Source organism: Pseudomonas sp. B21-051 (genome assembly GCF_024748795.1).
Classification (GTDB): Bacteria; Pseudomonadota; Gammaproteobacteria; order Pseudomonadales; family Pseudomonadaceae; genus Aquipseudomonas; species Aquipseudomonas putida_A.
Map to the genome: position 1 here is coordinate 4,910,052 of NZ_CP087166.1, position 16,744 is coordinate 4,926,795.

Here is a 16,744-nt window from a genome sequence, read left to right on the forward strand (position 1 = left end):
TCGTTCTACCTCAGCTTCAGGGTGGCAAGGCCGATCAGCACGAGAATCACGGTGATGATCCAGAAACGGACGATCACGCGTGGCTCGGGCCAGCCCTTGAGTTCAAAGTGGTGGTGAATCGGTGCCATGCGGAACACTCGGCGACCGGTCAGCTTGAAAGAGGCAACCTGGATAACCACCGACAGGGTTTCCATCACGAACACGCCGCCCATGATGAACAGGACGATTTCCTGACGGACGATCACTGCGATGGTGCCCAGTGCCGCGCCGAGAGCCAGAGCACCGACATCGCCCATGAACACTTGCGCCGGGTAGGTGTTGAACCAGAGGAAGCCGAGACCGGCGCCGATCAGCGCACCGCAGAACACGATCAGCTCGCCCGCGCCCGGCACATAAGGGATCAGCAGGTATTCAGCGAATTTCACGTTACCCGACAGGTAGCAGAAGATGCCCAGACCGCCGCCGACCATCACGGTTGGCATGATCGCCAGACCGTCGAGGCCGTCAGTCAGGTTGACCGCGTTGCTCGAGCCGACGATCACGAAGTAGGTCAGCACGATGAACCCGGCGCCCAGCGGAATGCTGTAGTCCTTGAGCATCGGCAGGATCAGCGTGGTTTCCACCGGCGTGGTCGCGGTCATATAAAGGAAGATCGCCGCGCCCAGACCGAACACCGACTGCCAGAAATATTTCCAGCGGCTTGGCAAGCCACGGGAGTTCTTCTCGATCACTTTGCGGTAATCGTCGACCCAGCCGATGGCGCCGAACAGCAGAGTCACCAGCAGCACGACCCAGACGTAGCGGTTGCTCAGGTCTGCCCACAGCAGGGTGCTGACACCGATGGAAGACAGAATCAACGCGCCGCCCATGGTCGGCGTACCCGACTTGGACAGGTGCGATTGCGGGCCGTCATTGCGAACGGACTGGCCGATCTGACGGTTCTGCAGGGTGCGGATCATCCACGGGCCATAGCACAGCGACAAAACCAGCGCGGTCAGCACACCGAGGATCCCGCGCAGGGTCAGGTACTGGAAGACCGCGAAGCCTTTGTAGAACTGTTGCAGATACTCCGCTAGCAGCAGCAGCATTAATGTTTCTCCAGACTGGACCCGCACAGAGCCGCAACGATGTTTTCCATCGCTGCACTGCGCGAACCCTTGATCAAAATGGTGGTGTTTGTGTCCTGCTCGGCGTCGAGGGCCTGGATCAGTTCGGCTTGCGTGCCGAAGTGATGCGCCTCTTTGCCGAATGCGTTCACGGCGTGGACCATGTTCGGCCCGACCGCGTAAAGCGCGGAAACCTTGCCCCGGGCATATTCGCCCACGTCGCGGTGCCCCTGCTCCGCCCAGTCGCCCAACTCGCCGATATCTCCGAGCACCAGGACGGTGCGACCGGAAAAGCCGGCGAGTATATCAACGGCAGCGCACATGGAGGTGGGGTTTGCGTTGTAAGTGTCATCAATCACGCGCATGCCGTTCTTCGCCAGTTGCGCGACGGTGCGACCCTTGACCGGCTGTACCGCGCCAAGCCCGGTGGCAATGCCGAACAACGACACGCCCAAGGCGTGAGCGGCAGCGGCGGCAGCCATGGCGTTGGCGACGTTATGGGTGCCGAGCAGGTTCAGTTGAACGTGCTCCACACCTTCAGGTGTATGCAGGTTGAAGGCCGGGCAACCCCGGGCATCGGTGCTCAGGTCGCTGGCGTAGAAATCTGCCTGCGGATTGCTCAGGGAGAAGGTCAGTACCTTGCGTGCGCCGGCGCGGAGCTTCCAGATACCAAAGGCCTTGTCATCGAGGTTGAGCACGGCGACGCCATCCGCTGCCAGCCCGTCGATGATCTCGCCTTTGGCTTCGACGATTTTTTCCGGCCCGCCGAACTCGCCAACGTGAGCGGTACCGGCGTTGTTGAGGATCGCCACGTGTGGCTTGGTCAGCCCGACGGTGTAAGCGATTTCGCCCAGACGCGAAGCGCCCAGTTCGATCACGGCGGCGGTGTGTTCCGGGGCCAGTTCGAGCAGGGTCAGCGGTGCGCCCAGATCATTGTTCAGATTGCCGCGCGTCGCCAGCACCGGACCGCGGGTACGCAGGATGCTCGCGAGCATTTCTTTGACCGTGGTCTTGCCGCTGGAGCCAGTGATGGCCGCGACTGGCTGGGTGAATGCGGCACGGTTCAACGCACCCAACTGGCCGAGGGCCTGGCGGGTGTCCTTGACCAGCAGTTGCGGCAAGGTGCTGTCGACGACTTCGCGCTCGACCAGTGCCGCCACCGCGCCTTTGCCGGCGACGTCATTCAGATAGTCGTGACCATCGAAGCGCGGACCGGTCAGGGCAATAAACAGTTGGCCAGCGGTGATCGCACGGCTGTCGATGCTGACGCCATCAAAACTGGCGTCGGTGCTGATCAGACGGGCATCGAGCACGTTGGTCAGCTCGCTCAATGTCAGGGCCTTAAGCATGGGCCACCTCCCACGCGGTGAGGGCATGATCGGCCTCGACCAGATCGGAGAAAGCGTGCCGCTCGCCGTTGATTTCCTGATAGTCCTCGTGACCTTTACCGGCCAGCACGATCACGTCATCCGCCGAAGCACCGGCGATCAGCTGGGCAATCGCCTGACCACGGCCGGCGACGAAGGTCACTTTATCCACAGCGCTGAAACCGGCGCGGATGTCGTCGAAAATCTGCGCCGGATCCTCCGTGCGCGGGTTGTCATCAGTGACCAGTACGCGATCAGCCAGACGCTCGACCACTTCGGCCATCAGCGGACGCTTGCCGCGATCACGATCACCGCCACAGCCGAACAGGCACAGCAACTGGCCTTTGACGTGCGGGCGCAATGCAGTCAGAACTTTTTCCAGCGCATCCGGGGTGTGGGCGTAGTCGACCACCACCAGCGGCTGAGTGCCGCCACCCAGACGCTGCATGCGTCCGGCCGGGCCTTCGAGTTTCGGCAGCACCTTGAGAATTTCGTCGAGGGCGTAATCCAGACCGAGCAAGGCGCCGACCGCTGCCAGTACGTTGCTCAGGTTGAAACGACCGAGCAGCGTGCTGCGCAGATGATGCTCGCCCTGCGGCGTGACCAGCGTGGCGCGTACGCCGTGGTCATCGAACTGCGCTTCACGGCAGAACAGGTAGGCGCTGCTGTCGAGCAGGCTGTAAGTGATCAGGCGCGAATCGCGTTTTTCGGCGGCCAGTTGCCGACCGAAATCGTCGTCGAGGTTGAGCACGCGGCACTTCAGGTCATTCCAGGCGAACAGTTTGGCCTTGGCCTCGGCGTACGCCTGCATGGTGCCGTGATAATCCAGGTGATCGCGGGACAGGTTGGTCATCACCGCCACATCAAATGCCAATGCAGTGACCCGGCCCTGATCCAGACCGTGGGACGACACTTCCATGGCCACGGCTTTGGCCCCGGCCTTTTTCAGGTCGCCGAGGGTCGCTTGCACGGCAATCGGATTCGGCGTGGTGTGCAGGCCGCTTTCCAGCGCGCCATAGAAGCCTGAGCCCAGCGTACCGACGATGCCGCAGTGCTGACCGAGCAGATCGAGTGCCTGCGCGACCAGTTGGGTCACGCTGGTTTTGCCGTTGGTGCCGGTAACGCCGATCAGGTTCAAGTGATGGCTCGGCTCGCCATAAAAGCGCCCGGCGATGTCGGACAACTGCGCCGCCAGGCCCTTGACCGGAATCAATGGCACTTCAGTGATCGGCAGCACGGTGGCACCTTCCACTTCATAGGCAACCGCCGCCGCGCCGCGCTGCAAGGCATCGGCGATGTGCGCACGGCCATCGAACTTGCCGCCCGGCACGGCGAGGAACAGGTCACCCGCGCGTACGTTGCGGCTGTCCAGCGCCAATTCACGGATCAACAGATCGTGGCCGGCGTGGGGGAATATCTTGTTCAGACTCAGAGACATCAGCCGCGCCCTCCATTGGCTTTCAGCGGAACGACCGGGGTAGCGTTGGCCTGTTGGGTGGTCGGCAGGTTGTCCGGGGTCACGTTCATCAGGCGCAGGGTGCCGGACATCACACGGCTGAACACCGGCGCCGACACCAGACCACCGAAGTAACCGGCCTTGGACGGTTCATCGATCACCACCACGATGGCGTAACGCGGATCGCTCATCGGGCCGAAACCGGCGAACAGCGAGCGGTAGGAGTTTTCGGCATAACCCTTGGTGCCCACCGAAGTCTTACGTGCAGTACCCGATTTGCCGGCCACGTGATACGCCGGCACCTGCGCACGGAACACCCCGCGCGGCGCTTCGATCACTTGCTGCAGCATGCCTTGCATGGTTTTCGCCACGGCTTCCGGGAGCACCTGGGTGGTCTGCGGCGGCTTGTCGGTTTTGATCAGGGTCAGCGGTGCCAGACGGCCGTTGTTGGCCAGTGCCGAGAACGCGTGAACCAGCTGGATCGCCGTCACGGAAATACCGTAGCCATAAGACAGCGTCGCGGTTTCGGCCTTGCGCCATTCACGGTAATTCGGCAGGTTGCCGACGCGCTCGCCCGGGAAGCCGAGGCCGGTGTCCTGGCCGAGGCCGACTTTCTGTGCGAGGCGGAAAATGGTTTCGCCACCAATATCGAACGCGACCTTACTCATGCCGACGTTACTGGAATTGATCAGAATGCCGGTCAGGTCGAGTACCGGACCTTCGGTCTTCGACACGTCCTTGATGGTGTACTTGCCGATCTGCAGGGAGCCCGGGTACACCTCGACGGTGTCGCTCGGTTTCCAGCGGCCGGTTTCGATCGCGGCACTCATCGAGATCGCTTTCATGGTCGAGCCCGGTTCGAACACGTCGATCATCGCGCGGTTACGCATCATCGCCGGCTGCAGGTTGCGACGGTTGTTCGGGTTGTAGGTCGGCTGGTTGACCATGGCGAGAATCTCGCCGGTCTTCACGTCCATGATCACCAGGCTGCCGGCCTTGGCGCCGTTCTCGATGATCGCGTTGCGCAGCTCGCGGTTGGCCAGGTATTGCAGACGCAGGTCAATCGACAACGCCAAGGGCTTGCCGGCCTTGGCGTTCTTGGTGACCTGGACATCCTTGATCAGCCGACCGCGCCGATCCTTGATGACCTGCCGCTTGCCCGGGACACCGGCCAGCCACTCGTCGTAGGCCAGCTCGACGCCTTCACGCCCGTGATCGTCAATGTCGGTAAAGCCGACCATGTGCGCGGTAACTTCACCGGCCGGATAGAAGCGGCGGAATTCTTCAATGCCGTAAACGCCCGGCACTTTCAGATCGAGTACAGCCTGGCCCTGCTCGGGGGTCAGCCCGCGCACCAGATAAATGAATTCTTTGTTGGCTTGCGCTTCGAGGCGTTCAGTCAGGGCTTTAGGGTCCTGACCCAGCGCGGCGGCCAGTGCTGGCCACTTCTCCTTGGCGGTCTGCATTTCCTTGGCGTTGGCCCACAGCGTAGTCACCGGGGTACTCACGGCCAGAGGTTCGCCATTGCGGTCGGTGATCAGACCACGGTGAGCAGGAATCGGAATATGACGCAGGCTGCGCGCGTCGCCCTGACCTTTGAGGAAGTCACGGTCAACCACTTGCAGGTCGATGATGCGCCAGCAGATCGCCGCGACCATCACGCCGAGCAGTGCCACCATCAGGCGGAAGCGCCACGGGAAGAGTGCCCCTTCGAGTTTCATCATGGCGCCACCATCTTCACGTCAGCCGCGCCAGGGATGTGCATTTTCAGTTGTTCGGTGGCCAGCACTTCGATGCGGCTGTGCGCAGTCCAGGTGCTTTGCTCGAGAATCAGGCGCCCCCACTCGGCCTGCGCCTTGTCGCGCACGCTGAGTTCGTTATAAAGATTGTTGAGCAACTGCCGGTTCCAGTGCGCGCTGTAAGACACGCCGATGGCCGACACGAGCACGCCGATAAACAGCAGCAGCATGATAAAGCTGCCGCCTGGCAGGGGCTTGGCGAAAAGCTTGCTCACCGCAACTTCTCCGCGACACGCATGACAGCGCTACGGGAACGTGGATTGGCTTTGAGTTCGGCGTCGGAGGCCGTCTGCGCTTTGCCGTGAATTTTGATTTTCGGTTCGAACGCCACGTGGCGCACGGGCAGGTTGCGCGGCAGGTTGTCGGCTTCGCCTTTCACCAGCTTGCGCATGAACAGTTTGACGATGCGGTCTTCCAGCGAGTGGAAGCTGATGACTACCAGACGGCCACCGATCTCCAGAGCATCCAGGGCGGCTTCGAGGCCGGCTTCCAGATCGCCCAGTTCGTTGTTGACGTGAATGCGCAACCCCTGGAACGCACGGGTCGCCGGGTTCTTGCCCTTCTCCCACGCGGGGTTGGCGACTTTCAAGACTTCGGCAAGATCAGCGGTACGCTCGAACGGCTTGATGTCGCGGCGCTCGGCCACGGCACGGGCCATGCGCCCGGAGAAACGCTCTTCGCCGTATTCCTTGAACACTCGGGCAATTTCTTCCACCGGCGCGGTGTTGACGAACTCGGCGGCGCTGATGCCACGGGACGGATCCATGCGCATGTCCAGCGGGCCGTCATTGAGGAAACTGAAGCCGCGCTCGGCGTCATCCAGCTGCGGCGACGACACGCCGAGATCGAGCAGGATACCGCTGACCTTGCCGCTCAGACCTTGCTCGGCAACCACCGAACCCATCTCGGCAAAGCTGCGCTGCACAACGACAAAGCGGCCGTCTTCGGCCGCTAGCGTTTGCCCGGTGGCAATCGCTTGTGGATCCTTGTCGAACCCGATGAGCCGACCGTCCGTCCCGAGCTGGCTGAGGATCAGCCGACTGTGCCCGCCGCGCCCGAACGTACCGTCCAGATAGCAGCCATCAGGACGTACCGCGAGAGCCTCGACGGCTTCGTCAAGCAGTACGGTGATGTGGTTAAAGCCGCTATCAATAGTCACAGGATCAAATCACGCAGTTCGTCAGGCATGGCGCCCGGTTGTTGAATAGCAGCAAGGTCAGCGGCAGACACCGCATTCCATGCATCCTCGTCCCACAATTGGAACTTGTTCAGTTGGCCCACCAGCATCGCTTTCTTATCAAGCTTGGCGTATTCGCGCAGACGCGGTGGAACCAGAAAACGACCACTGCCGTCGAGTTCGAGGTCGACGGCATTACCAATCAATAAACGCTGCAGGCGACGGTTCTCTTCGCGAAGCGAAGGGAGTGCGCGCAACTTGGTTTCAATGATTTCCCACTCGTCGAGCGGGTAGACACACAGGCACGGATCAACGGCATCAATGGTCACGATCAATTGGCCGGAACTACGCGAAACGAGCTCGTCACGGTACCGGCTCGGCATGGCGAGACGGCCCTTTGCATCGAGACTGATAGCGTTAGCTCCGCGAAACACGTCAGCGTTTCTCCAATTTTTATCGTTTTGAGCTCAAAAAACCCACTTCATGCCACTTTCCGCCACTTGCGCACACTATAGGAATGCGCCCACCACACCGTCAAGGCGCGGATCAAAGGAAAACCCTTACAGAACGGAGATTTAGGAGCTTAAAAGGAGGGGTAACGACAATTTGGCGGACACTTTTGACCAATAACTTGATGCAGCACTGAAAGCTGCGCTCGGAAGTTAAAGTAATTTGTTAAGAGTAAGATTTTTTCGGTATTACAAAAGCGCTTCTGCTGTTGATTGAAGCAAGGTGGGAAATGGCTATTACTGCATTTGCCGCTGCCGGACTTTAGCGCAGGCCTGCCGATAATAACCAGCCCTGATGCCATTGATTCAAGCAGGGAAAGAAAAAGGTGGAGAGTCGATCTGTAAGCCGGGTTCTGTCTTGAACAGTCATTCGTCTACGATGGCCATCACTGGACATCTTTAGCAACCTACCCGGTCCCAGCGCGGGCCACGCCTTGGGACCCTATTTGGTCTTGCTCCAAGTGGGGTTTACCTAGCCACGAACTGTTGCCAGACGTGCGGTGCGCTCTTACCGCACCTTTTCACCCTTACCGGCGCCGAAGCGCTTAGGCGGTTATTTTCTGTGGCACTTTCCGTAGGCTCACGCCTCCCAGGCATTACCTGGCACTTCGCCCTATGGAGCCCGGACTTTCCTCCCCCCCCTAATTTTCATAGAGGGCAGCGACTGTCCGATCGACTCTCCGCCGCGCAGGTTAACGGCAGAGCGCCCGAAGAACAAGCGCTAATAGCCGTGAAACCCGTCTGCGCGACGGGTTACCCGCCCTTCTGCTGCTCCAGTGCGACCTGATACAGGACGTTTTTGCGCTCGCCGGTGATTTGCGCGGCCAGGGCGGCAGCGCGCTTGAGCGGCATCTCTTCGAGCAACAGATTGAGCACGCGCATCGCTTCGCTGCTGACCGCATCTTCAGACTCCGGTGCAGACCAGCCCGCCACCAGCACCACGCACTCGCCGCGCTGCTGATTGCTGTCGGACTCGACAAACGCACGCAACTCAGCCAGCGGCAAGCCTTTGAGGGTCTCGAAGGTTTTGGTGATTTCCCGGGCCAGCAACGCCTGACGCTCGCCACCGAACACCGCTTCCATGTCCTGCAGGCATTCGAGAATACGATGCGGGGCCTCGTAGAAAATCAGCGTGCGCGGCTCTTCCTTTACCGCTTCCAGGCGCGCCTTGCGCCCTACCGACTTGGCCGGCAGAAAGCCTTCGAAGATGAATCGGTCGGAGGGCAGGCCCGCCGCCGACAGCGCCGCGATCAAAGCACAGGCACCCGGCACCGGCACCACATTGATCCCCGCCGCCCGCGCCTGACGCACCAGGTGGTAACCCGGATCGGAAATCAGTGGCGTCCCGGCATCGGAAATCAGCGCGACGTTATCGCCCGCCAGCAAACGGGTAATAAAGCGACTACCTTCATCACGTTCGTTGTGTTCGTGGCAGGCGGCCAACGGTGTAGAGATGCCGAAGTGCTGCATCAGCCGCGCCGAGTGCCGCGTGTCTTCAGCGGCGATCAGCGCCACTTCGCGGAGAATTTTCAGAGCCCGGGCGCTGATGTCGTCCAGGTTGCCGATGGGCGTCGCCACCACATAAAGCGAGCCAGCAGCGGAATTCAAAGGACCTGGAGCAGTCAAAGCGCACACCTCGTGTTCGGTAAAAGCGAGCATTGTAGCGCGTCACGAGGCTTGCGAACCGTATGCGCGGAGCGCGGTTTTGCACGCCGTTGTGCGCCGCCGCAACATTTACTCCAGCTAAATTGATTGATTCACGCCAGTAACATCGCGCCCCGGCCAGTGCTTGGGTACAATTCCACGCTAATTTGATCGAGTATCAGGAACACTTACATGATCGCTTGCCTGCGGCTGTTCACTGCCCTCTGCCTCGCTGCCTTGCTGGCGGCCTGCGCCAGCTCCCCTTCCTCCAGCCTTGGCGAACTTCCACGGACTCCGGATGCCAGCATCGAGCAACTGCTCGAACAGGCTACCCAGGCCAAGACGCCGGAGAAAGCCGCCCTGTTACGCTTGAGCGCGGCAGACCTGGCTTATCGCCAGGGCAATGCCGGCCAGTCCGCGCAGATCCTGCAACAAGTGCCGATGGAGCAGTTGAAGCCGGGCCAGCAGATCTTCGCCAGCACCCTGTCCGCTGAACTGGCGATGACCCGCAATCAGCCGAAAGCTGCGCTGACCGCCCTGAGCCATCCAAGCCTGCAGCACCTGAGCGAAATGCCGGAAGATCAGCAAGTGCGCACCGGCACCGTGCATGCCCGGGCACTGGAAGCCGACGGCCAGACCCTGGCTGCCGCTCGCGAGCGCATCTTCATCGCACCGATGCTCAAAGGCGAAGCCGCGAGCAAGAACCACGAAGCGATCTGGACCCTGATCGCTTCGCTGCCGACCGATCAGCTGCAACCCAACACCGCCGACGATCTCGGCGGCTGGATGGGTCTGGCCCTGGCCGTGAAAACCGCCGGCACCCTGGAACAGCAGCAAGCGGCGATCGATGCCTGGCGCGCGCAGAATCCAAAACACCCGGCTGCGATCAACCTGCCGCTGCCACTGACCAAACTCAAGGAACTGGCCAGCCAGCCCCTGAGCAAGATTGCCCTGCTGCTGCCGCAAGACGGCCCGCTGGCTTCGGTCGGCAAGGCCCTGCGTGAAGGCTTCATGGCGGCGCACTATCAAGCGCAACAGGCCGGCCAGAAGCCGCCCGCCATCGAGTTCTATGACAGCTCCAAGCTGACCTCGATGGACGAGTTCTACCGCAAGGCCCAGGCTGATGGCGTGCAACTGGTGGTCGGCCCGCTGGAAAAGCCGCTGGTCAAACAACTGAGCACCCGTCCGCAACTGCCAATCACCACCCTCGCACTGAACTACAGCGAAGGTGATCAGGGTCCGGCGCAACTGTTCCAGTTCGGCCTGGCCGCTGAAGACGAAGCCCGCGAAGTCTCGCGTCGTGCCCGCGCCGACGGCCTGCATCGCGCGGCGATCATGGTGCCGAAAGGCGAATGGGGCGATCGCGTACTGCGTGCGTTCAGCCAGGACTGGCAAGCCAATGGCGGCAGCATCGTGGCCACCGAACGTGTCGATCAGCCAGTGCAACTGGCCCAGCAGATCGCCGACATGTTCCAGCTGCGTCAAAGCGAAGCCCGCGCCAAGAGCCTGCAGAATGCCGCTGGCACCAACGTCGCCGCGCAACCGTCGCGTCGTCAGGACATCGAGTTCATCTTCCTCGCGGCCACCCCGCAACAGGCGCAGCAGATCAAGCCGACCCTGAACTTCCAGTACGCGGGTGACGTTCCGGTGTACGCAACGTCCCACGTCTACAGCGCCAGCGGCGATGTGAACCAGTACAACGACATGAACGGCGTGCGCTTCTGCGAAACCCCATGGTTGCTGGAAGCCAACGACCCGCTGCGCCAGCAAGTCACCGCGCAATGGCCACAAGCGGCCGGCAGCCTTGGGCGTCTGTACGCCATGGGCGTCGATGCCTACCGCCTGGCGCCGCGCCTGGGTCAGTTGAAGGCGCTGCCGGACAGCCGCATCGAAGGTCAGTCGGGCAGCCTGGGCATGACCCAGACCCAACGCGTCGTACGTCAGTTGCCATGGGCGCAGTTCGTCAACGGTCAGGTTCAACGCCTGCCGGACACCCCGCGCTGATGCCCGACGGCTCGCACCTGCAAAGCGGCAAGGATGCCGAGCGCCAGGCGCTCGAGCATCTGCAGCACCAGGGTCTGCGCCTGCTGGCGCAGAACTGGTCATGCAAACGGGGCGAGCTTGATCTGGTCATGCTTGATGGCGATACAGTAGTATTCGTCGAAGTCCGCTACAGAAAAAACACTCAATGGGGTGGCGCGCTCGCTAGCATCGATGAGCGCAAACGGCAGAAACTGATTTTCGCCGCGCAGTATTTTCTTCAGCGTGAGTCACGTTGGGCTGATTCCCCTTGCCGCTTCGACGTGGTGGCCATCGACAGGCACCCGGATCAGTTGAACTGGTTGCAGAATGCGTTCGATGGTTGATTCTCTGCACACCACCCCGGACACCTTCACCGACAATTTTTGCTCTTTGCTTTGCGGGCTGCACATTCACGTGCCGAACAGCCGCGCTACTTAAGGTCACACAGATGGACATGCAATCCCGAATTCGCCAGCTTTTCCAGGCCAGTATCGACACCAAGCAACAGGCGATGGACGTACTTGCACCGCACATCGAGCAAGCCAGCCAGATCATGGTCAACGCCCTGCTCAACGAAGGCAAAATGCTTTCGTGCGGCAACGGCGGCTCTGCCGGCGACGCCCAACACTTCTCCTCGGAGCTGCTCAACCGCTTCGAGCGCGAACGCCCGAGCCTGCCGGCCATCGCCCTGACCACCGACAGCTCGACGATCACCTCGATCGCCAACGACTACAGCTACAACGAAGTGTTCTCCAAGCAGATCCGCGCACTGGGTCAGCCAGGCGACGTATTGCTGGCGATTTCGACCAGCGGTAACTCGGCAAACATTATTCAGGCGATCCAGGCCGCACATGATCGCGAAATGATTGTCGTAGCATTGACTGGCCGCGATGGCGGCGGCATGGCTTCGCTGCTGCTGCCTGAAGATGTCGAGATTCGCGTACCGGCCCATGTCACTGCACGTATTCAGGAAGTCCATCTGCTGGCGATCCATTGCCTCTGCGATCTGATCGACAGCCAACTGTTCGGGAGTGAAGAATGACCCCTAATCGCCTTGGCCTCTTGGCCTTGACCCTGTGCCTCGGCATCAGCGGCTGCACCTCGGTGGTGAATGCCAGCCGTGAAGCGCCGATTGAAGACGACCGCGGCACCCGAACCTTCGGCAGCAAAATCGACGACTCGCTGATCGAGACCAAAGTCGGCGTCAACGTGGCCAAGGCCGACCCAGGCCTGGACAAGGACTCGCATATTGTCGTCACCAGCTTCAACGGCGTGGTGCTGCTCGCCGGCCAGACGCCGCGCGAAGACCTCAAGGCCAAGGCCGAACAGGCCGCCGCCAATGTCCAGCGCGTGAAGAAGGTGCACAACGAGCTGCAAGTGATTGCGCCGTCGAGCTTCCTCGCCCGCCAGAACGACGCCTGGCTGACCACCAAGATCAAGACCCAGATGCTGACCGATGCCAGCATTCCCGGCTCGCGCATCAAGGTCGTGACCGAGAATGGCATCGTCTATCTGCTGGGCCTGCTGACCAAGCAGGAAGCCCAACAGGCGACCAATCTGGTGCAAAGCGTTTCCGGCGTGCAGAAAATCGTGAAGCTGTTCGAATACATCGACTGACCGATACCCATGTAGGAGCTGCCGCAGGCTGCGATCTTTTGATTTTGTTTTTAAGATCAAGATCAAAAGATCGCAGCCTCGTTCCACTCGACAGCTCCTACAGGAATAGAACAGATAAAAAAGGCGACCCTCTCGGGTCGCCTTTTTTATTACTTCACCACTTTCAGGCTTGGCCGGCCGCTTGGGCGCGGCGGCTCGCTGTCCGGTGGCGGCAAGTCGTCATCGGGCTCGATATCGTCTTCGTCATCCATCGGCGACTCGAGATCGAACACCATGCCCTGCCCGTTCTCCCGAGCGTAGATACCCAGGATCGCACTGATCGGCACATACAGACTGTGCGGAACGCCACCGAAGCGACCCTCGAAGGTCACCACGTCGTTATCCATGTGCAAGTGACGCACGGCGCTGGGCGAAATGTTCAGGACGATCTGCCCGTCACTGGCGAAACCCTGCGGCACCTGCACCGCCGGGTATTCGGAATTGACCAGCATGTGCGGGGTGCAATCGTTATCCACAATCCACTCGTAGAGCGCGCGGACCAGATAAGGTCGACTGGAGTTCATAGCGGCTCCTTAAGCCTTAGCGCATATCGCGTTCGACGCCAGACAGACTCGCCTGGAAAGCCTCACGCGCAAACTGGCGCTCCATATAATCAAGCAGCGGCTTGGCCGGCCGCGGCAGTTCAATACCCAGAATCGGCAAACGCCAGAGTATTGGCAATAGGCAGCAATCCACCAGACTTTGTTCCTCACTGAGGAAAAACGGCTTGTCGGCAAACAGCGGCGACACGCCCGTCAGGCTTTCACGCAATTCCTTGCGCGCCACGACACGCGCGGCCTCCTTGGACTTGGGATCAAGAATCAGATCCACCAGACCACACCAGTCACGCTGAATACGATGAATCAGCAGACGGCTGTTGGCACGCGCCACCGGATAAACCGGCATCAGTGGCGGATGCGGGTAACGCTCATCCAGATATTCCATCACCACGGTCGACTCCCACAACGCCAGGTCGCGATCGACCAGTGTCGGGAGACTGCCGTAAGGGTTCACCTCAATCAGTTTAGGCGGCTGGCGACCAGCTTCCACGTAAATGATTTCGGCGCTGACACCCTTCTCTGCAAGCACGATGCGCACTCGGTGGGAATAGTGGTCGGCGGGGTCGGAGTAACAGGCCAACCGATTGGTCACGCCCATGGCGATCCTCCTCGCTTGTTGAAATTATCGGAACCGGAAAAACGCGCGCGCCCAGAGGGCACCTCCCGCAATGTCTGGCGAACCAGACATTGCGTTATCGGAGGCACCCTTGGGCGCGCGCGATTAACAGCAATGCTTGAAGCGTATCAGTGCACGTCTTTCCAGTATTCACGCTTGAGCAGGTAGGCGAACACAAAGAAGAACGCCAGGTACAGCAAGACGTAAGTACCGATGCGCTGATGTTGCAGCTTAACCGGGTTAGCCGAGTAAGCCAGGAAGGTTACCAGATTCTTGACCTTCTCATCGAACTGCTCTTCGTTCAGAGCACCGGATTTCGGCACGATGGTCAGCTGATCGCACGCTTCATGCGTCAGCGGCGTACCGGTCAGCGGATCGTATTGCTTCTTGCCATCCTCGACGATCTGCACTTGCTTGCAGCCCACTACCTGACGACCTTGCAGGCCGACCAGCACGTTAGGCATGCCGACGCTCGGGAAGACCTTGTTGTTCACGCCCCAAGGACGTGCCGGATCTTCGTAGAACGAGCGCAGGTAACCGTAGAGCCAGTCAGTGCCACGCACACGCGCCACCAGGGTCAGGTCCGGCGGAGCAGCACCGAACCAGGTCTTGGCGTCCGCCGGCTGCATGCCGATGTTCATGTGGTCGCCGATCTTGGCGCCAGTGAACACCAGCTTCTCGAGCATCATTTCGTGGGGAATACCAAGATCATCGGCAACCCGCTCGTAACGCTGGAACTTGGCACTGTGGCAACCCATGCAATAGTTGGCGAAGGTCCGCGCACCATCTTGCAGGGCAGCCTTGTCGGACAGGTCGATTTCGATTTTTTCCAGCTCCGGACCACCGTGTTCGGCGGCGAAAGACAGCACAGGCAGAGCAGCAAAAATCAGAGCAAAAAATAACTTTTTCATCAGCCAGTCACCCTTTCCGGAACCGGTTTGGTCTTCTCGAGCCTGGTGTAGAACGGCATCAGAATGAAGTAGGCGAAGTACAGGAAGGTGCAGACCTGCGACACCAGCGTGCGCTCCGGCGTCGGGGCCAGTACGCCCAGAATGCCGAGGATCACAAAGGAAATGCAGAACACCACCAGCCAGGCTTTGCTCATCCAGCCCTTGTAGCGCATCGATTTGACCGGACTGCGATCCAGCCACGGCAGCACGAACAACATGGCAATCGAGGCGCCCATGGCGATCACGCCCATGAGTTTGTCCGGGATCGCACGCAAGATCGCGTAGAACGGCGTGAAGTACCAGACCGGTGCAATGTGCTCAGGCGTCTTGAACGGGTTGGCTTGCTCGAAGTTTGGTTTTTCGAGGAAGTAGCCGCCCATTTCCGGGAAGAAAAACACGATAAAGCAGAAGATAAACAGGAACACCACCACACCGACGATGTCTTTCACGGTGTAGTACGGATGGAAGGCAATGCCATCCAGCGGGATACCGTTTTCGTCTTTGTGCTTCTTGATGTCGACGCCATCAGGGTTGTTCGAACCCACTTCGTGCAGCGCCAGAATGTGCAGCACCACCAGACCAAGGATCACGATCGGCAGCGCCACGACGTGCAGGGCGAAGAAGCGGTTCAGGGTGATTCCGGAGATCAGGTAGTCACCACGAATCCACTGGGTCAGGTCGTTACCGATCACCGGAATCGCACCGAACAGCGAGATGATCACCTGGGCACCCCAGTAGGACATCTGGCCCCACGGCAGCAGATAACCCATGAAGGCCTCGGCCATCAGCGCCAGGTAGATCAGCATGCCGAACACCCAGACGAGTTCACGTGGTTTCTGGTAAGAACCGTAGAGCAGGCCACGGAACATGTGCAGATAGACCACGATGAAGAACGCCGACGCGCCGGTCGAGTGCAGCAGACGCAGGATCGAGCCGTACTCGACATCGCGCATGATGTATTCGACAGAGGCGAACGCCTCTTCTGCCGACGGGGTGTAGCTCATCGTCAGCCAGACACCGGTGACGATCTGGTTGACCAGCACCAGCAGCGCCAGGGAGCCGAAGAAATAGAAGAAGTTGAAGTTTTTTGGCGCGTAATACTTGCTGAGATGGTCTTCCCACATTTTGGTCGCGGGGAAGCGCGCATCCACCCAATCCATGAACTTGCTCATCACGCTTTCTCCGTATCGACGCCAATGACAATCAGGTCATCGGTCTCATAGGAATGCGGGGGAACTGGCAGGTTCAAAGGCGCAGGTTGCGACTTGTAGACGCGGCCAGCCAGATCGTAGTGGGAACCGTGGCAAGGGCAGAAATAGCCACCGACCCAGTCTTTACCCAGATCCGCAGGTGCCACTTCGGGACGGAAGGTTGGTGAGCAACCCAGGTGCGTGCAGATCCCGATCAGCAGCAGAATTTCCGGCTTGATCGAGCGCACTTCAGGATCGACATAGGTAGGTTGCGTGGAGTTTTTGGAAGTCGGATCGGAGAGCTGGCCCTCGATCTTCTTGAGATTCCCCAGGATTTCCGCAGTACGGCGGACAATGAACACCGGCTGGCCGCGCCACTCGGCAATCATCTGCTGTCCTGGCTCGATCTTGCTGACATTCACTTTCACCGGTGCACCGGCGGCTTTCGCCTTGGCACTGGGAAACCATGACCCCACGAACGGGACCGCAGCCCCCACCGCTCCTGCAGCACCCACCACGGATGTGGCTGCTACCAAGAAGCGACGCCGGCCTGCATTCACGCCGTCATTGCTCATTCAGTCCTCTCCCATCAGCTTTGTGGCCTGTTAAATCAGGCATCTACTAAATAAATCAATGTTACTTATAAAAATTTTGCCGAGATGGTAATGAAAAGCCCCAATTCTGACAAGGGA

General features: G+C 60.1%; 17 protein-coding genes and 1 other RNA gene. 4 read left to right on the forward strand and 14 right to left on the reverse strand.

The window, feature by feature from the left end:
- Positions 1-5: 5 nt before the first annotated feature.
- From mraY to rsmI, 9 genes are all read right to left on the reverse strand, one after another.
- Positions 6-1,088, reverse strand: coding sequence for a phospho-N-acetylmuramoyl-pentapeptide-transferase (mraY, locus tag LOY52_RS22030; protein WP_025109289.1), 1,083 nt, complete (start codon positions 1,086-1,088; stop codon positions 6-8).
- Positions 1,088-2,455 (reverse strand): UDP-N-acetylmuramoyl-tripeptide--D-alanyl-D-alanine ligase, encoded by a 1,368-nt coding sequence (gene murF / locus LOY52_RS22035; protein WP_258675975.1) that lies wholly within the window; start codon positions 2,453-2,455, stop codon positions 1,088-1,090. Before murF ends, mraY begins: the two co-directional genes overlap by 1 nt.
- On the reverse strand, positions 2,448-3,911 hold the full coding sequence (locus LOY52_RS22040) for a UDP-N-acetylmuramoyl-L-alanyl-D-glutamate--2,6-diaminopimelate ligase (protein WP_258675976.1): 1,464 nt from the start codon (positions 3,909-3,911) through the stop codon (positions 2,448-2,450). The genes murF and LOY52_RS22040 overlap by 8 nt, the downstream gene beginning before the upstream one ends.
- Complete coding sequence (locus LOY52_RS22045) at positions 3,911-5,650, reverse strand: penicillin-binding protein 2 (protein ID WP_177325626.1); 1,740 nt, start codon at positions 5,648-5,650, stop codon at positions 3,911-3,913. The genes LOY52_RS22040 and LOY52_RS22045 overlap by 1 nt, the downstream gene beginning before the upstream one ends.
- A complete protein-coding gene (gene ftsL, locus LOY52_RS22050; RefSeq protein ID WP_007961627.1) occupies positions 5,650-5,943 on the reverse strand; it encodes a cell division protein FtsL in 294 nt (97 codons plus the stop codon). The genes LOY52_RS22045 and ftsL overlap by 1 nt, the downstream gene beginning before the upstream one ends.
- Positions 5,940-6,887, reverse strand: coding sequence for a 16S rRNA (cytosine(1402)-N(4))-methyltransferase RsmH (rsmH, locus tag LOY52_RS22055; RefSeq protein WP_408980410.1), 948 nt, complete (start codon positions 6,885-6,887; stop codon positions 5,940-5,942). The genes ftsL and rsmH overlap by 4 nt, the downstream gene beginning before the upstream one ends.
- Positions 6,884-7,339: a division/cell wall cluster transcriptional repressor MraZ gene (gene mraZ, locus LOY52_RS22060; RefSeq protein ID WP_003228026.1), complete on the reverse strand. Its 456-nt coding sequence runs from the start codon at positions 7,337-7,339 to the stop codon at positions 6,884-6,886. Before mraZ ends, rsmH begins: the two co-directional genes overlap by 4 nt.
- Before the next feature lie 401 nt (positions 7,340-7,740).
- Positions 7,741-8,094: RNase P RNA component class A (rnpB, locus tag LOY52_RS22065), an RNA gene on the reverse strand.
- A gap of 73 nt (positions 8,095-8,167) precedes the next feature.
- On the reverse strand, positions 8,168-9,073 hold the full coding sequence (gene rsmI, locus LOY52_RS22070) for a 16S rRNA (cytidine(1402)-2'-O)-methyltransferase (protein WP_258675977.1): 906 nt from the start codon (positions 9,071-9,073) through the stop codon (positions 8,168-8,170).
- 177 nt (positions 9,074-9,250) lie between these two features.
- Here rsmI and LOY52_RS22075 point away from each other — a divergent pair, with 177 nt between their 5' ends.
- The 4 genes from LOY52_RS22075 to LOY52_RS22090 all read left to right on the forward strand — a co-directional run bounded on the left by LOY52_RS22075 (position 9,251) and on the right by LOY52_RS22090 (position 12,697).
- Positions 9,251-11,062: a penicillin-binding protein activator gene (locus LOY52_RS22075; protein ID WP_041073162.1), complete on the forward strand. Its 1,812-nt coding sequence runs from the start codon at positions 9,251-9,253 to the stop codon at positions 11,060-11,062.
- On the forward strand, positions 11,062-11,424 hold the full coding sequence (locus LOY52_RS22080; RefSeq protein ID WP_007961623.1) for a YraN family protein: 363 nt from the start codon (positions 11,062-11,064) through the stop codon (positions 11,422-11,424). The genes LOY52_RS22075 and LOY52_RS22080 overlap by 1 nt, the downstream gene beginning before the upstream one ends.
- A 104-nt stretch (positions 11,425-11,528) precedes the next feature.
- Positions 11,529-12,122: a phosphoheptose isomerase gene (locus LOY52_RS22085; RefSeq protein WP_007961622.1), complete on the forward strand. Its 594-nt coding sequence runs from the start codon at positions 11,529-11,531 to the stop codon at positions 12,120-12,122.
- Positions 12,119-12,697, forward strand: a complete 579-nt coding sequence (locus LOY52_RS22090) for a BON domain-containing protein (protein ID WP_007961621.1) — start codon at positions 12,119-12,121, stop codon at positions 12,695-12,697. Before LOY52_RS22085 ends, LOY52_RS22090 begins: the two co-directional genes overlap by 4 nt.
- Positions 12,698-12,846: 149 nt before the next feature.
- Here the strand turns inward: LOY52_RS22090 and LOY52_RS22095 are convergent, their stop codons facing one another.
- From LOY52_RS22095 to petA, 5 genes are all read right to left on the reverse strand, one after another.
- A complete protein-coding gene (locus LOY52_RS22095; RefSeq protein ID WP_003228047.1) occupies positions 12,847-13,260 on the reverse strand; it encodes a ClpXP protease specificity-enhancing factor in 414 nt (137 codons plus the stop codon).
- A gap of 16 nt (positions 13,261-13,276) precedes the next feature.
- On the reverse strand, positions 13,277-13,894 hold the full coding sequence (locus tag LOY52_RS22100) for a glutathione S-transferase N-terminal domain-containing protein (protein WP_007961620.1): 618 nt from the start codon (positions 13,892-13,894) through the stop codon (positions 13,277-13,279).
- Positions 13,895-14,040: 146 nt separating this feature from the next.
- Complete coding sequence (locus LOY52_RS22105) at positions 14,041-14,823, reverse strand: cytochrome c1 (RefSeq protein ID WP_258675978.1); 783 nt, start codon at positions 14,821-14,823, stop codon at positions 14,041-14,043.
- Complete coding sequence (locus LOY52_RS22110; protein WP_258675979.1) at positions 14,823-16,034, reverse strand: cytochrome bc complex cytochrome b subunit; 1,212 nt, start codon at positions 16,032-16,034, stop codon at positions 14,823-14,825. Before LOY52_RS22110 ends, LOY52_RS22105 begins: the two co-directional genes overlap by 1 nt.
- The gene (gene petA / locus LOY52_RS22115) at positions 16,034-16,627 is read right to left on the reverse strand and encodes a ubiquinol-cytochrome c reductase iron-sulfur subunit (RefSeq protein ID WP_003228055.1); all 594 of its coding nucleotides are present in this window, start codon (positions 16,625-16,627) and stop codon (positions 16,034-16,036) included. Before petA ends, LOY52_RS22110 begins: the two co-directional genes overlap by 1 nt.
- Positions 16,628-16,744 lie beyond the last annotated feature (117 nt).

What these genes read in the sequence shown, in the direction of transcription:
- mraY (WP_025109289.1), bottom strand. Translation starts at nt 1,088, where the DNA reads ATGCTGCTGCTGCTAGCGGAGTATCTGCAACAGTTCTACAAAGGCTTC.
- murF (WP_258675975.1), bottom strand. Translation starts at nt 2,455, where the DNA reads ATGCTTAAGGCCCTGACATTGAGCGAGCTGACCAACGTGCTCGATGCC.
- LOY52_RS22040 (WP_258675976.1), bottom strand. Translation starts at nt 3,911, where the DNA reads ATGTCTCTGAGTCTGAACAAGATATTCCCCCACGCCGGCCACGATCTG.
- LOY52_RS22045 (WP_177325626.1), bottom strand. Translation starts at nt 5,650, where the DNA reads ATGAAACTCGAAGGGGCACTCTTCCCGTGGCGCTTCCGCCTGATGGTG.
- rsmI (WP_258675977.1), bottom strand. Translation starts at nt 9,073, where the DNA reads ATGCTCGCTTTTACCGAACACGAGGTGTGCGCTTTGACTGCTCCAGGT.
- LOY52_RS22075 (WP_041073162.1), top strand. Translation starts at nt 9,251, where the DNA reads ATGATCGCTTGCCTGCGGCTGTTCACTGCCCTCTGCCTCGCTGCCTTG.
- LOY52_RS22080 (WP_007961623.1), top strand. Translation starts at nt 11,062, where the DNA reads ATGCCCGACGGCTCGCACCTGCAAAGCGGCAAGGATGCCGAGCGCCAG.
- LOY52_RS22085 (WP_007961622.1), top strand. Translation starts at nt 11,529, where the DNA reads ATGGACATGCAATCCCGAATTCGCCAGCTTTTCCAGGCCAGTATCGAC.
- LOY52_RS22090 (WP_007961621.1), top strand. Translation starts at nt 12,119, where the DNA reads ATGACCCCTAATCGCCTTGGCCTCTTGGCCTTGACCCTGTGCCTCGGC.
- LOY52_RS22095 (WP_003228047.1), bottom strand. Translation starts at nt 13,260, where the DNA reads ATGAACTCCAGTCGACCTTATCTGGTCCGCGCGCTCTACGAGTGGATT.
- LOY52_RS22100 (WP_007961620.1), bottom strand. Translation starts at nt 13,894, where the DNA reads ATGGGCGTGACCAATCGGTTGGCCTGTTACTCCGACCCCGCCGACCAC.
- LOY52_RS22105 (WP_258675978.1), bottom strand. Translation starts at nt 14,823, where the DNA reads ATGAAAAAGTTATTTTTTGCTCTGATTTTTGCTGCTCTGCCTGTGCTG.
- LOY52_RS22110 (WP_258675979.1), bottom strand. Translation starts at nt 16,034, where the DNA reads ATGAGCAAGTTCATGGATTGGGTGGATGCGCGCTTCCCCGCGACCAAA.
- petA (WP_003228055.1), bottom strand. Translation starts at nt 16,627, where the DNA reads ATGAGCAATGACGGCGTGAATGCAGGCCGGCGTCGCTTCTTGGTAGCA.